The organism is Mesorhizobium sp. M0060 (genome assembly GCF_040323155.1).
Lineage (GTDB): Bacteria > Pseudomonadota > Alphaproteobacteria > Rhizobiales > Rhizobiaceae > Mesorhizobium.
Map to the genome: position 1 here is coordinate 144709 of NZ_JAMYUP010000013.1, position 12579 is coordinate 157287.

The window sequence follows — 12579 nt, forward strand, 5'->3', positions numbered from 1 at the left end:
CGATGTTCTCAGGCCCCTGCCCGCTTGCGGCGCGCATAAAGCATCACGAGCGTCTCGGCGGTCAGCGCCGGCTTCTGCTCGCCTTCGATCTCGACCGTATTGGCGGCCTTCATCAGGTATTGGCCCGGGCCTTTGTCTTCCATCGACAGAAGCGTGGCGCGCAACCTGATTCGCGAGCCGACTCTGACCGGCGCCACGAAACGCACTTTGTCGAAACCGTAGTTGAAGGCGGCCTGCGTGTTTTCGGGTACAATGCCCATCTCGAGCGCCAGTGCGCCGATGATCGACAGGGTCAGATAGCCATGCGCGATCGTGGTGCGGAACGGGCTTTGCCGCTTCGCCCGCTCGGGATCGACATGGATCCATTGATGATCGCCCGTGCATTCGGCAAACTGGTCGATGCGGTGCTGATCGACCAACGTCCAGTCCGAGACGCCTAGCTCCTGCCCGGCCATGGCCCTGAGTTGCTCGAAGGTCGGCGGCGTCCTCGGCCGTATCTGCGTCATTCCTGCTTTCCCGATCGCTTGCCTGTTCCGGACCACGACCAGCCGCCCCTGTCAATTCGCCAATGCGATTCCGCGCCACAATCTTCGGCCATTGCGCGAGGCGTGTCTTCGCCGCCGGCAAACACCCTCCCCGGGACAGCTACTTCTTCTCCTGGCTGGCGCGGATCTCCTCCATCGCCTCCTTGATGCGGCTGCGCAGGATTTCGATCGATTCGGTGCCGGACGTCCTGACCAGTTCGGCCATCTCGCCGGCATTCTTCAATGCGGTCTCGAAGGATCTCCTGGCGAATGCCGCCTGCTTCTCCATCATTTCCTTGGGATTGCCTGCCCGGTAGCTCTGCGCCATGTCGGTGATTTCGCGCAGCGTGTCCTGCAGCATCTCGCGTTGCCTGGACAACAGCGCCGACGCTCCGGCAGCACTCGCCCGGGCCGATTTCTCCAACGCCTCCAGGTTCTTGCGGTTGTGAGCGAGGATCGCCTCGACATCGACATTCGGCAGCTTCAGGTCGCGGCCAAACTTGCCGAACATGTCGATGAAGGACTCGGAATCCGGTCGTTTTGCCATGCTGGTTCTCTCCCCTGTTGCCATGAACGCCGCCACTGCACGGGAGAATAGTGCAGCGAAGCTCCACGGTCCATTCGGGCGAGTCAGCCGACAAGAAACAGCCGTTCGGCGGTGTAGAGCACGAGCCCGGCAAGGCCACCGATGATCATGCCGTTGAAGCGGATATATTGCAGGTCCTTGCCGATATTCATTTCGATCAGCCTTGTCAGTTGCGCGAGGTCCCAGCGCTTGACCTGGTCGGCGATGAATTTCGACACGCCGCTCTTCTGGCTTTCGACGAAGGAGGACAGCGCCACGATGAACCCCTGGTTCATGTCGGCCCTGATCTGCGCGTCGTCGGCAAGATGGCGGCCGACCTCGACGAACATGGTGGCGAGATGATCGCGAATCATCGAATTCGGCGCCTTGGCGTCCTGCTCGATGAACAGCCGCAGGCTGTCCCACATATCGCCGGCCAGCGCCCTGAGCTCCGGCCGGGCGAGGAAATCGCGCTTCAGCTTCTCGGCCCGTCGGGCATATTGTTTGGACGTCCTCAGCCGCTCGACGAAGGTTCCGACGAAAAGGTCGAATTCGGCGCGCATTGGATGGTGCGGATCGGCGCGCACCTCGTCGAGCAGTGAGCCGGCGGACGCGACGATTTTCTTCAACAGATAGGCGTCGGCGCGAAACAGGTTGAACAGCGACGGCAGTTCCTCGCGGATTTTCTCGCGCATCGTCGCCAGCGCCTGCTCGTCGCTCAAGAACCGGCCGACGACCTTGGTGAACTCGTCGAACAGTTTTTGGTGACGGCGGTCGTCGGTCAGCGCCGACAGCAGCTCGGCTGCGAGCGGCGCCAGCGGCACCTTTTCGATCTGCTCCAGCATGCGGCTGGTGACGAAGCCGCGCAGCCCGGATTGCTCGACCGCCGCCAGCGTCTGCGGCACCAGCCGGCCGACGAAACGCGACAGATCGGCGGCGCGGTTCGGGTCGGCCAGCCAGTCCGCGACCAGCGCGGAAAAATCGACTTCGGCGAGCTTTTCGCGCACCGGCTCCGGTGCCAGGAAATTGACCTCGATGAAGCGGCCGAGATTGTCGGCGATACGGTTCTGGTTCTCCGGGATAATGGCCGTATGCGGGATCGGCAGGCCGAGCGGCCGCCTGAACAGTGCCACCACCGCATACCAGTCGGCCAGCCCGCCGATCGTCGCCGCCTCGGCGAAGGCGGCGACGAAGCCCAGCCACGCATGGCGGCTTTCAAGCGATTTCGCCACCGCAAAGACCAGCACGCAAAACGCAAGTGCGGCGGTGGCGACGAACTTGGTGCGCCTGAGCGCCGAAAGCTTGGCATCGGCGTCGGCGTCGAACCGGACGGCCGCGACGGATGCAAGAACCGGGGCTGGTCGTGACATGATGGGCCGCTCCTGATCGATTATGCGAACTTATCTAGTGTCGCCTCCGCCCGAAAGCGCGCCGCTGGCTCGCGGTGTGCACAATCGCGCACACAAACTTGACGAAGGTATTCATCTATTATGCAGCGCCAGTCTGGAATTGTTCCAAACTATGGGCCATATTGACGGCAACCACTGTTATGTGAGGACACAATGCGGCTTACCCGTCAGACCAACTACGCCATGCGCATTCTGATGTATTGCGCCGCCAATACCGAACGGTTGAGCCGCATCCCCGAGATCGCCGCCGCCTATTCGGTCTCGGAACTTTTCCTGTTCAAGATCCTGCAGCCGCTGGTCGAGCACGGGCTGATCGAAACCGTGCGCGGCAGGAATGGCGGCGTCAGGCTCGGCCGCGCGGCCGAAACGATCAGCCTGTTCGACGTCGTGCGGGTGACGGAGGAAAGCTTTGCCATGGCCGAGTGCTTCGAGAACGACGCCGCCGAATGTCCGCTGGTTGACAGCTGCGCCTTGAATTCGGCATTGCGCGAGGCGCTCAACGCCTTCTTCGCCGTGCTGTCGCGCTATACGATCGCCGACCTGGTGGCGGCGCGCCCGAATGTGCGACACCTGCTCGGCATCGACATGCTGGTGCAAAGGGCGCCCGCTGCCTGATTTTTGGCCTCGGCGCTGCCCCTCACCTGCCTGCCGGCATCCTCTCCCCGCATAGTGAGGGGGAGAGGGGCGCTGTCATCAGCCGTTTCGCCAATTCACCAACGTTGCAGGAAAGGCACCAAGGCTGCGGCCAGCCCTTTCTCCCGTCACTATACGGGGAGAAATGCCCGGCAGGGCAATGAGGGGCGGCGCCGACTTCGACAAGGCGCGCAAAGCACGAAGCGCGCGCGCGGTTGAAGGTCCGTTGAATATCAACAGGCCTAAGCTGCCGACTGCGGCAATACGAACGGCATGTTTCCTGCCGGCAACACGCCGACCTTCAGCCGGCAATCGAAGACTTTTTCGATCAGCTCGTCGCTGAGCACCTGTTGCGGCGAGCCTGTAGCGGCAAGCCTGCCGTGATGCATGACGAAAATCCGGTCGGCATACAGCGCCGTCAAATTGAGGTCGTGCAAAATGGCGACCACGCCGCCGCCCCTTCTGGCGAAATCGCGGGCGATGTCCATGATGATCAGCTGGTGCTTGATATCGAGGCTGGACACCGGCTCGTCGAGGAACAGATAGCGCGGCTTGCCGTCGAGCACCGGCGCCCAGACCTGGCAGAGTACGCGGGCAAGCTGCACGCGCTGCTGCTCGCCGCCCGACAGCTCCTGGTAGAAGCGGCCGGCAAAGCCGTCGAGGTCGACGCGCGCCAGCGCCCGCTCGGGCAGGCGCTGGTCCTCGCCGGGCAGCACGCCGGAACGCCCGCCGACCAGGCCGAGCCTGACGATCTCGCGCACCGTGAATGGAAAGGACAGCGTCGTCGCCTGCGGCAGCACCGCGCGCACCGTCGCCGCCTCGACTGGCTTCATCGCAGATAGATTGCGGCCGTTGATGGTGACCTCTCCCGAATAAGCAAGATCGCCGGACAGTGCTCTGAGGAAGGTCGTCTTGCCCGAACCATTGGGGCCGACGATGGCCGCGATTTCGCCGGGCCGCGCCTCGAAATCGACATTGGCGACGATGCGCTTGCCGCCGATCGCCACCGAGACGTCGCGCGCTTCAATCATGCCCGCACTTCGATCATGAAAAGCCCCTTTCACAGGTCGATGACGCCGCGCTTGCGCAGCAGGATCCACAGGAAGAACGGCGCGCCGGCGACCGCGGTGACGATGCCGATTGGCAATTCCGCCGGGGCCACGATGGTGCGGGCGACCGCATCGGCCAAAAGCAGCAGCGCCGCGCCGAGCAGCGCCGATGCCGGCAGCAGGTAACGGTTATCCGGGCCGATCAGCAGACGCAGCAAATGCGGCACGAAGATGCCGACGAAGCCGATGCCGCCGCTGACGGCAACGGACGCGCCGACCGCTGCCGAGACGCCGACGATCGCGGTGTATTTCAGCCGCTGCACCGGGATGCCGAGATGGCCCGCGGTGGCCTCGCCGAGCGCCAGCGCGTTGAGGCCGCGTGCCAGGAACGGCATTGCCGCCAGCGCCAGCACGATGACCGGTCCAACCGAGCCGATCTTCTGCCAGGTTGCGCCGCCCAGCGAGCCGAGCTGCCAAAAGGTCAGGTCGCGCAATTGCCGGTCGTCGGCCATGAAGATCAGGATGCCGGTCAGCGCCATGGCAAGCGCCGCCAGCGCGATGCCGGCGAGCAGCATTGTGGCGACCGAGGTCCGGCCTTGCCGTGTCGCGACCTGATAGAGCAGCAATGTCGTTGTCAGACCGCCGCAGAATGCAGCCAGCGGCAGAGCCAGGGTGCCGAGCGCCGAAGTCAGCGGCGCCAGCATGGTCGAGCCAAGCACAATGACAGCGACCGCACCGAGGCTCGATCCCGCCGAAACACCGATCAAGCCGGGGTCGGCCAATGGATTGCGGAACAGCCCCTGCATGACGGCACCGGACACGGCAAGCGATGCGCCGATCAACACACCCAGAATGACGCGCGGCAGACGGATGTCATGGATGATCAGGCGGTCGCGGGCGCTCAACGCTACGTCGCCGGGCAGCGCGCTGAACAGCCAGTCGTGCATGACGCCGATGGCCGAGGCATCGGATGCGCCGGAGGTCAGCGACAACAGCACGGCGATAGCCAGCCCGACGCAGAGCAGCAGGATGACGAGGCGGGCGCGCCGCGAACGGTCACCCTCGGCTGCCGTCGCGATAATCCCCGCCGCACCGGCGATCGAATGATCGGCCATCGCGCTCAATCCGCGACCTGGCCGCCATAGAGCGCGACGGCGAGGTCGTGGATGGCGTCAGCCGTTCGCGGGCCGAAGCCGAGCAGGTAGCCGCCGTCCATGCGGATCAGCTTGCGGGCAGCACCCGCCGGCGTCGAAGCCACGGCAGGGTTCGAAAACAAGTCGTCATCCGGCGTGGCTGGCCCGGCATTGTTCATCATCAGGATCACGTCAGGCCCGGCGGTGATGACGGCCTCGTCCGACAATTGCTTGTAGCCGGCAAAGCCGTCGATGGCGTTGACACCGCCCGAAAGCTTGATGATGCCGTCGGCGGCGGTGTCGCTGCCGGAGGCAAGCAGCTTGCCGCCCTGCATCGACAGCACGAACAGGATGCGCTTGCGCTCCTTGATCGACGCGGTCTGGTTTTCGGCTGCCTTCAGCTTCACCTCGATCTCGGCCGCCACCGCATCGGCCTTGGCGTCGGCGCCGAGCGCCTTGCCGATCATGTGGATCTTTTCGAGAATGCCTTGATTGTCATAGCGCTCGGGCACCTCGATGAACGGGATGCTCGATTTCTTCAGCACGTCGACTGCTTCCTTCGGTCCGCTGCCGTGCAGTGCCAAAATACCCGACGGGTTGACCGACAGCACAGCCTCCGGCGACAGCTGGCGCATGTAGCCGACATCCGGCAGCTCCATCGCCGCTTGCGGATAGCGGCTGGTCGAATCGCGCGCGACAAGACGATCCTGTTCGCCGAGCGCGTAGACGATCTCGGTGATCGAGCCACCGATGGCCACGATCCTCGAGCGGTCGGCGAAGCTTGCGGTGCCTTCGGCGGCCTGAGCCGGCATCAGCGCGGCAAAAGCCAGGAAAAGGGCGATTGCCGGCCCGAGCGCCAACCTCAGAACAGGCGGCGGCCTGGAGAAAAGAACCATCGTCGTTTTCCTCAGGCTGCGGTCGGGCTTGGGATGCGCGGCAGGTTCTCGGCTAAAAAGCGCCAGTCTTCGCGCTCGCTTTCGCCCTCATGCCGCTTGCCGAAAAACTGGATGATCATCTTGCCGTCGCTGCCATAGGCTTCGAGCGACGTGACATGGCCGTCCTTGGTCGGCTTGCGCACGGCCCAGACTTCATGGATGTGGTCGGTCCGCAGGTGCAGATGGAAGGTTTCGTCGAGCACGTTGAGCCATGGTCCCATCGGCTTGATCGAAGTGACGGGGCCGGAATGGATCTGGATGCAGCCGCGATTGCCGACAAAGCACATGATCGGCATGGCGCCCGCGGCGGCGTGGTGGAACATGGCGCTCACCGCATCGTTGTCGACCAGCCAGGCGTAGTCCTGGCCGACCATGCGCACCGCCTGGCGGCGGCTGAGCTTCAGTGTTTTCAACATGCCGAAGAACTGGTGCACGTCGGTCAGCTGGCTCCAGCGGTCGCGCAGATCGTCGACGCTCGCCGGATTGTCCGCCGTCTCGGTCTCGTCGTCGGCCGCTCCCGCTGAAATCGCCACCGCCGGTTCCTGGTTCGGCGATTCCAGCCCGGCCACCAGCTTCTGATAGGCGTAGAGGTTGGACGCAGGTCTGAGATGCACCTTATGCACCGCCTCACCTGCAGCGTCGAAGAACTGCAGGCTGCGGCGAATGTCGGCGCCGTCGCGCTTTTCCACGGCAAAGCCGTGCGCCCAGACCTTCGGGAAAATGCGCAGGTCGATGTTTTCGCCGAGCACCATGGCATTATGATTGCCGGTGACGACCTTGTCGTAGACGCCGATCTTCTCGTGCACCGCGCTTTCATTGCGGGTCAGCGCCATCACCTCACCGACGGCTTCCAGGCCGGTCAGGAGGTCGTTGACACGCGGCTCGACGCGCACGACCCCGTCGCCGCAATGCGCGGCGACCAGTTCGGCCTCCGAAATACCGAGTTGGGCAGCGAGGTCGCGCTCGCGCATCTTCGAATTGTCTGCCCGTGCCCGCCGGATCTCGTGCGGGGCGGGTTTTACGCGCTGGTCCATTTCTACACCTACTTGTTGAGGATGAGCTTGCCCTGCCGGGTGATCTTCAACCGGTAGAGCGCACCGTGATGCTCGATGCCGATCTCGTGTTCGCCCTGGAACAACGTGTTGCTGGACAGCGTTCTCACGGCCGATTGGACCCGGTCGAAACGGACGGAATTTTCGTCGGAACGGCGGACGCGATAGCGAAAGTCGCTGGGATTGTGCGTGTTCATTGGTTCGATCCCTTTCCTGTGCCGGGCATCTGGCTCGGCGCTGCGTGAATGCCGATTCAATTCTTGACTCGAATGATCATGTTATCTAGCAGTGCAATACCGGAGTAAATGAGTCAACATTTAAGAAGCCGGACGTGATGAAAAATGCCAGCGAGCCCCAAGCCAGCCAGCATCGAACATGGATTTTTGGAGTTGCAGCATGGGGTTGGCGAATTGGGGACGGCTGGCCGGCAGCGGCCTGGCGCGCGGGTCGACGGCAAGCAAAATGGGGTCTATGGCAAGCAAAATGGCTGCATTGCTGGCCGGCGCGGCGGCGATCCCGCTGCTCGCCACACCGGCCGGCGCCCAGCAGGCCGCCCAACCGGCAACGGACCAGCAGCAGGCTGACCCGGCACAACAGCCCGAACAGGCAAAGCCTGCCCCGGCGGGTACCACGCTGCTCGACAAGATCCTGATCCTCAGCCGCATAGGCGAGACGGCGATCGAGTCGCTCGCTTCAGCCAGCCATGTCGATCAGGAACAGCTCGAGCGCCGCATGGCGACGACGCCCAACGAAATGCTGTTCGGTGTGCCGGGTGTCGCGGTTCAGGCCGACGCAAGGCGTGTCAGTTCCAGCATCAACATCCGCGGCCTGCAGGACTTCGGCCGCGTCTCCGTCATCGTCGACGGCGCCCGCCAGAATTTCCAGCGCTCGGATCATGGCACGCAATCGACCTTCTACATCGATCCCGAGTTGATCAAATCCGTCGATGTGATCCGCGGCCCAGTCGCCAATACTTACGGCTCCGGGGCGATCGGCGGCGTCGTGTTTTTCGACACCAAGGATGCTCAGGATTTCCTCAGGCCCGACGAAACCTGGGCGGCATCCGCGACCGGGCGCTACGAAAGCAATGGTGAGGGCTGGACCACCAGCGCCACCGGCGCGTATCGGATAAACGAGAATTGGGACGTGCTCGGCAATATCGTCTACCGCGACTATGACGACTACAAGGATGGTGGCGGCGACAATGTAGCGGGTACCGGCTTCGACGTCTTGAGCGGCCTCCTCAAGACGACCATCCGCCCCAGCGAAAACAGCGAGCTGAAGCTGGGCTGGATTGGCTCGAGTGACGGATGGACCGAGACCAGCGGCAGCGCGCCGGTGAACGACGCCGACCTGAAGGCGAATACCTTCACGGCCCGCTACAACATCACCGATGAAGACAAGAGCTGGCTCGATCTCCACATCAACGCCTCCTACAACAAGACCAAGCTCGATCTGACAACCCTTGTCCCTCAAAACAGGTTTGATCCGGTCACCGGTTTGCCCGTGCTTCTGCCGGCGGGTTCGAAATCGACGTTCGACATCGGCACCTCCGGCATCGACATCTGGAACACGTCGAGATTCGAGACCGTTGGGATCGCGCATGAGCTGACCTATGGCGGCGACTGGGTCGGCGACGATGTCGAGACAGGCGGCACGGCAGGCGGCGACAGTTTTTACACGCCCTCGGGCGATAGAAACGTCTCCGGCGCCTACGTCCAGGACAAGCTCACCTGGGACTGGCTCGAGGTCATCGCCGGGTTGCGCTACGACAGCTACAAGCTCGACAGCGATGTCGGCGAAACCTCGGGTGACCGGCTGTCACCACGCATCACAGTGGGCATTTCGCCCTTCGAAACCGCCAGCCTTTCCGGGCTGCAATTCTACGGCACCTACGCGGAAGGCTATCGTTCTCCATCGCTGTCGGAGACCCTGATCAGCGGCAATCATCCGTCAGGCGTCAGCTTCCCGTTTCTCCCCAACCCCAATCTGAAGCCTGAAACCGGCAAGACCGTTGAGTTTGGCGTCAATTACAGCACCAACGGCGTCATCCAGGCCGACGACGCGCTGCGGCTGAAGGCGGCCTATTTCAACAATAATGTCGACGATTACATCGACGGCGTGACGCTCTCGCCGTTCGACCCGACCAGCGGCTGCCTGTTCGGTCCGGGCATCCCGATCTGCTTCCAGTATCAGAACTTCGCCAAGGCCAAGATTCACGGTTTCGAGATGGAGGGCGTCTATGACGCAGCCTGGGGCTTTGCCGGGCTTTCGGCGTCGTTCACCGATGGCCACACCATCTCCTATGAAGGCGAACGGGCGGACCTTGTCACCGTCCCCTCCTCCCAGATCACCGGGCAACTCGGCTTTCGCTTCCTCGAGGACAGGCTGACCGTCGGTGGCGAGGTGCAATACAATGGCAAGCCGCAGGGCAACCCGGTGGCCAAGGACTATACGCTGGTCAATGCCTTCGCCAGCTACCAGGCGACCGACAATTTCAAGGTCGATTTCCGCGCCGACAATCTGTTCGACGTCAAATACGCCAACCCGCTGAACGCGTCGACCACCAGTGTCGTCTATGAGCCAGGCGTCACCCTGAAGCTGGCGGCGACCATGCGCTTTGGAGGCTGACGACAATGACTGGCGTGACGGCATCCCTTCGTCTTTTGATCGCGGCACTGGCAATGTCGCTTGTTGCGGCTCCGGCATGGACACAACAGCATGCACCTGCGCTGATCCTCGAGCTCAACGGCGCGCAACCTTCCGACAAGGGCTGCCGCTTGACATTCGTGGTCACCAACAATCTCGGCGCCGATCTTTCCAAGGCGGCATTCGAGATCGCGCTGTTCAACGAGGCCGGCGTCGTCGACCGGCTGACCGTGCTCGATTTCAAGGAGCTGCCGGCAGGCAAGACCAAGGTGACGCGTTTCGACCTTGCCGGCACCGATTGCGGCAAGGTCAGCCGCGTGTTGATCAACAGCGCCACGGAATGCGCCGGCACCGAGCCGAATGCCTGCATGCGCGGGCTGAAGACGCAGACCAGGACCGGCATCGCCTTCGGGGTCTGAATTTTGGGACTGGAACCCGCATTCGCACGAAACACCATCGCATGGCCGTTGGCCGGTTTCCTGCCGCCGGAACCGGACGATCCGGATTTCGCCATCCCGCGCGGGGCGCTGCGGGTTTCGCCGCGCGACAGGCCGGAAGACAATTACATCGCCGATGCCGACGGCGAATTGACGACGGTGCCTGCGGAGCCATTGCGGCAGACGCGACAGATGCAACGGCGCCGCAACTGGACGGTGGCGATCGCCTGCTCTTGCGCATTCCACGCAGCGGTGGCGCTGGCCTTCCTCACGCTGCCGGACGACAGACCAAGCATCGAAGGCGCCGACCAGCAGGGCGACATGCTGCTCGGCGCCGATCCGCAGCAGGCGGCCGGCGATATCGGAGACGACCCGGAAGTGGCCAATGTGACGATGGTGACCATGCTGGACGCCAAGCCGGTCGAAACGGTCGAGGCGCAGGCGGCCGCGGCAGAGGAGACGCTCCAGCCGGTCACCGATGCGGCGGAAACATCCGACAAAGAGGTGGTTGAGCCGATCAGCGAGGCGACCGCGGACACCACTGCTCTTGCCGACCGGACCGAGCCTGCGCAACCTGTCCAGCCGGCGCGCCAGGACCCGTCGCCCGACATTCTTGCGACAGACGGGCTGGTGCCCGCCGACGACAATGCCGTGCCGCCGCCAGTCAGTGCGGTCGAAACGGCCGAGCCTGCCGAGACGAGTGCGCCGGCACCAACCGACGCGGCGCCGGCCGAAACGGTCGAGACGACCGAGACCGTCGTCGCGGCGGAAGAACCGAAGCCGGACAAGCCGAAGCCCAGGCAGCCGAAGAAGGCAACCGCAAAGAACAAGCCGGCCAGGAAAGCTGAACCGAACGAGGCTGAAAAGCCGGCCCTGCGCAAGAAGGCGGGCAAGGCACTGGCCAAAGCCGACACCAAGAAGAAAAAAGCCGGCTCTGGCGGCCGTGACGAAACGGATGTCGCGCGCGGCATGACCGACGGCAAGAAGGAGGGCAAGATCCTGACCGCCAGCAGGGGCGGAAAATCCGGCATCGGCAATGCAGCCGTCACGAACTATCCCGGCAAGATCCGATCAAAACTGGTGCGGGCCTTCAATTCGACACGGACGCGCGCCACGGGCACAGCCACGGTTGCCTTTACTGTCGCCTCGAACGGCAGCGTCCGGTCGGCCAAGCTGACGGGCAGTTCAGGCGTTGCCGCGCTGGACAAGGCCGCACTCGACGCAGTCCGCCGGGCTTCGCCGTTTCCCCCGATTCCAGATGGAGCCGGTCGCTCGGCCTGGCAGTTCGAGGTGCCGCTCGGTATCAGGTAACGATCATCCACAAGGCCATTTGCCAGCAGGCTGATTTTGCGGGCGTCATTTCTGAAAGGACAGCCAATGTACATAGCCATGAACCGCTTCAAGGTGCAGAACGGCTCCGAGGGCGCCTTTGAGGCGGTCTGGAAGAACCGTGACTCCAGCCTTTCGCAGATGAGGGGTTTCAAGGAATTTCATTTGCTGCGCGGCCCGGCCAACAAGGCCGAGGGCTACACGCTGTTCGCCTCGCATACGGTGTGGGCGAGCTACGAAGATTTCGTCGCATGGACCAAATCCGAGAATTTCCGCGCCGCGCATCGCAATGCCGGGTCCAGCAAGGTGCACTATCTCGGCCATCCGCAGTTCGAGGGCTTTTCAGTCGTCGAAGGCGCGTAGCTAAGCTTATGCCGCGGCCAGCAGGCTGGCATTGCCGCCCGCCGCCGTGGTGTCGACGCAGACGGCGCGCTCATGCGCATAGGCAGCCGGATAATACACTTCGCTGACCAGCGGCACGATCGGGCCGGCGCGGTCGGCGATGACCTTGCGCACGATGCGCGCGGCCTCGGGCGTACCGGAAAAGGCGACGACGTCGACGCGCAGCGAGCGCGCCTCAACCGGGTCCGGCCGGCCGTCGATCGCCGCCAGCGGCAGGCCCTTGCCGGTCAGCGCCGACAGTGCGGCCGGCGCGCCGGGTGCGACGGCGAGCACGGCATTGCCGGCGGCCAGCGCCTGGATCGTCTGGGCAAGCAGAGTATCGGCGTCCGGGCCGAGGCAGAGCACGCGCCCGCGCGGCGCAAGCGACAGCGTGTTGGCCTCGCCGGTCGGCCCGGGGCGGGCGCCCGGCCCGCAAACGAAGCCCGGGGCCCTGGCGCGGGCCCCCGCCCCCGTGCCGCGCCG

At 63.9% G+C, this 12579-nt stretch carries 13 protein-coding genes and 1 pseudogene; 5 read left to right on the plus strand and 9 right to left on the minus strand.

The genetic code is table 11. The annotated features are described in order from the left end of the window. Positions 1 to 8: 8 nt before the first annotated feature. From NKJ94_RS15595 to NKJ94_RS15605, 3 genes are all read right to left on the minus strand, one after another. Positions 9 to 506: a MaoC family dehydratase gene (locus NKJ94_RS15595; RefSeq protein ID WP_352526185.1), complete on the minus strand. Its 498-nt coding sequence runs from the start codon at positions 504 to 506 to the stop codon at positions 9 to 11. A 139-nt stretch (positions 507 to 645) separates the two neighbouring features. After that, entirely contained in the window at positions 646 to 1071 is a 426-nt protein-coding gene (locus NKJ94_RS15600; RefSeq protein ID WP_352526187.1) for a phasin family protein, read from the minus strand. Between the two features lie 83 nt (positions 1072 to 1154). Then, a complete protein-coding gene (locus tag NKJ94_RS15605; RefSeq protein ID WP_352526189.1) occupies positions 1155 to 2459 on the minus strand; it encodes a DUF445 domain-containing protein in 1305 nt (434 codons plus the stop codon). A gap of 192 nt (positions 2460 to 2651) precedes the next feature. On the opposite strand from NKJ94_RS15605, the gene rirA reads away from it, so the two are divergent. After that, on the plus strand, positions 2652 to 3113 hold the full coding sequence (rirA, locus tag NKJ94_RS15610) for an iron-responsive transcriptional regulator RirA (RefSeq protein WP_352526191.1): 462 nt from the start codon (positions 2652 to 2654) through the stop codon (positions 3111 to 3113). Positions 3114 to 3373: 260 nt separating this feature from the next. Here the strand turns inward: rirA and NKJ94_RS15615 are convergent, their stop codons facing one another. The 5 genes from NKJ94_RS15615 to hemP are packed head-to-tail and all read right to left on the minus strand — an operon-like array spanning position 3374 to position 7497. Beyond that, a complete protein-coding gene (locus tag NKJ94_RS15615; RefSeq protein ID WP_352526193.1) occupies positions 3374 to 4162 on the minus strand; it encodes a heme ABC transporter ATP-binding protein in 789 nt (262 codons plus the stop codon). 29 nt (positions 4163 to 4191) lie between these two features. Further along, on the minus strand, positions 4192 to 5295 hold the full coding sequence (locus NKJ94_RS15620) for a FecCD family ABC transporter permease (RefSeq protein WP_352526195.1): 1104 nt from the start codon (positions 5293 to 5295) through the stop codon (positions 4192 to 4194). 5 nt (positions 5296 to 5300) lie between these two features. Beyond that, positions 5301 to 6209 (minus strand): heme/hemin ABC transporter substrate-binding protein, encoded by a 909-nt coding sequence (locus tag NKJ94_RS15625; protein ID WP_352526197.1) that lies wholly within the window; start codon positions 6207 to 6209, stop codon positions 5301 to 5303. 11 nt (positions 6210 to 6220) lie between these two features. Beyond that, positions 6221 to 7282: a hemin-degrading factor gene (locus NKJ94_RS15630; RefSeq protein ID WP_352526199.1), complete on the minus strand. Its 1062-nt coding sequence runs from the start codon at positions 7280 to 7282 to the stop codon at positions 6221 to 6223. Between the two features lie 8 nt (positions 7283 to 7290). Beyond that, positions 7291 to 7497, minus strand: a complete 207-nt coding sequence (gene hemP / locus NKJ94_RS15635) for a hemin uptake protein HemP (RefSeq protein ID WP_352451949.1) — start codon at positions 7495 to 7497, stop codon at positions 7291 to 7293. 199 nt (positions 7498 to 7696) lie between these two features. Here hemP and NKJ94_RS15640 point away from each other — a divergent pair, with 199 nt between their 5' ends. From NKJ94_RS15640 to hmuQ, 4 genes are all read left to right on the plus strand, one after another. Beyond that, the gene (locus tag NKJ94_RS15640) at positions 7697 to 9931 is read left to right on the plus strand and encodes a TonB-dependent hemoglobin/transferrin/lactoferrin family receptor (RefSeq protein WP_502904203.1); all 2235 of its coding nucleotides are present in this window, start codon (positions 7697 to 7699) and stop codon (positions 9929 to 9931) included. A gap of 5 nt (positions 9932 to 9936) precedes the next feature. Continuing rightward, positions 9937 to 10368, plus strand: coding sequence for a hypothetical protein (locus NKJ94_RS15645; protein ID WP_352526201.1), 432 nt, complete (start codon positions 9937 to 9939; stop codon positions 10366 to 10368). A gap of 3 nt (positions 10369 to 10371) precedes the next feature. Next, the gene (locus tag NKJ94_RS15650; protein ID WP_352526202.1) at positions 10372 to 11697 is read left to right on the plus strand and encodes an energy transducer TonB family protein; all 1326 of its coding nucleotides are present in this window, start codon (positions 10372 to 10374) and stop codon (positions 11695 to 11697) included. A 66-nt stretch (positions 11698 to 11763) separates the two neighbouring features. After that, positions 11764 to 12078, plus strand: coding sequence for a heme-degrading protein HmuQ (gene hmuQ, locus NKJ94_RS15655; protein WP_352526204.1), 315 nt, complete (start codon positions 11764 to 11766; stop codon positions 12076 to 12078). 6 nt (positions 12079 to 12084) lie between these two features. Here the strand turns inward: hmuQ and NKJ94_RS15660 are convergent. Continuing rightward, a pseudogene (locus tag NKJ94_RS15660) lies at positions 12085 to 12579 on the minus strand (bifunctional proline dehydrogenase/L-glutamate gamma-semialdehyde dehydrogenase); the annotation flags it as partial.

Excerpts from the sequence above, each read along its gene's own strand:
- NKJ94_RS15595 (WP_352526185.1), bottom strand. The coding sequence starts at position 506 with ATGACGCAGATACGGCCGAGGACGCCGCCGACCTTCGAGCAACTCAGG.
- NKJ94_RS15600 (WP_352526187.1), bottom strand. The coding sequence starts at position 1,071 with ATGGCAAAACGACCGGATTCCGAGTCCTTCATCGACATGTTCGGCAAG.
- NKJ94_RS15605 (WP_352526189.1), bottom strand. The coding sequence starts at position 2,459 with ATGTCACGACCAGCCCCGGTTCTTGCATCCGTCGCGGCCGTCCGGTTC.
- rirA (WP_352526191.1), top strand. The coding sequence starts at position 2,652 with ATGCGGCTTACCCGTCAGACCAACTACGCCATGCGCATTCTGATGTAT.
- NKJ94_RS15615 (WP_352526193.1), bottom strand. The coding sequence starts at position 4,162 with ATGATTGAAGCGCGCGACGTCTCGGTGGCGATCGGCGGCAAGCGCATC.
- NKJ94_RS15620 (WP_352526195.1), bottom strand. The coding sequence starts at position 5,295 with ATGGCCGATCATTCGATCGCCGGTGCGGCGGGGATTATCGCGACGGCA.
- NKJ94_RS15625 (WP_352526197.1), bottom strand. The coding sequence starts at position 6,209 with ATGGTTCTTTTCTCCAGGCCGCCGCCTGTTCTGAGGTTGGCGCTCGGG.
- NKJ94_RS15630 (WP_352526199.1), bottom strand. The coding sequence starts at position 7,282 with ATGGACCAGCGCGTAAAACCCGCCCCGCACGAGATCCGGCGGGCACGG.
- hemP (WP_352451949.1), bottom strand. The coding sequence starts at position 7,497 with ATGAACACGCACAATCCCAGCGACTTTCGCTATCGCGTCCGCCGTTCC.
- NKJ94_RS15640 (WP_502904203.1), top strand. The coding sequence starts at position 7,697 with ATGGGGTTGGCGAATTGGGGACGGCTGGCCGGCAGCGGCCTGGCGCGC.
- NKJ94_RS15645 (WP_352526201.1), top strand. The coding sequence starts at position 9,937 with ATGACTGGCGTGACGGCATCCCTTCGTCTTTTGATCGCGGCACTGGCA.
- hmuQ (WP_352526204.1), top strand. The coding sequence starts at position 11,764 with ATGTACATAGCCATGAACCGCTTCAAGGTGCAGAACGGCTCCGAGGGC.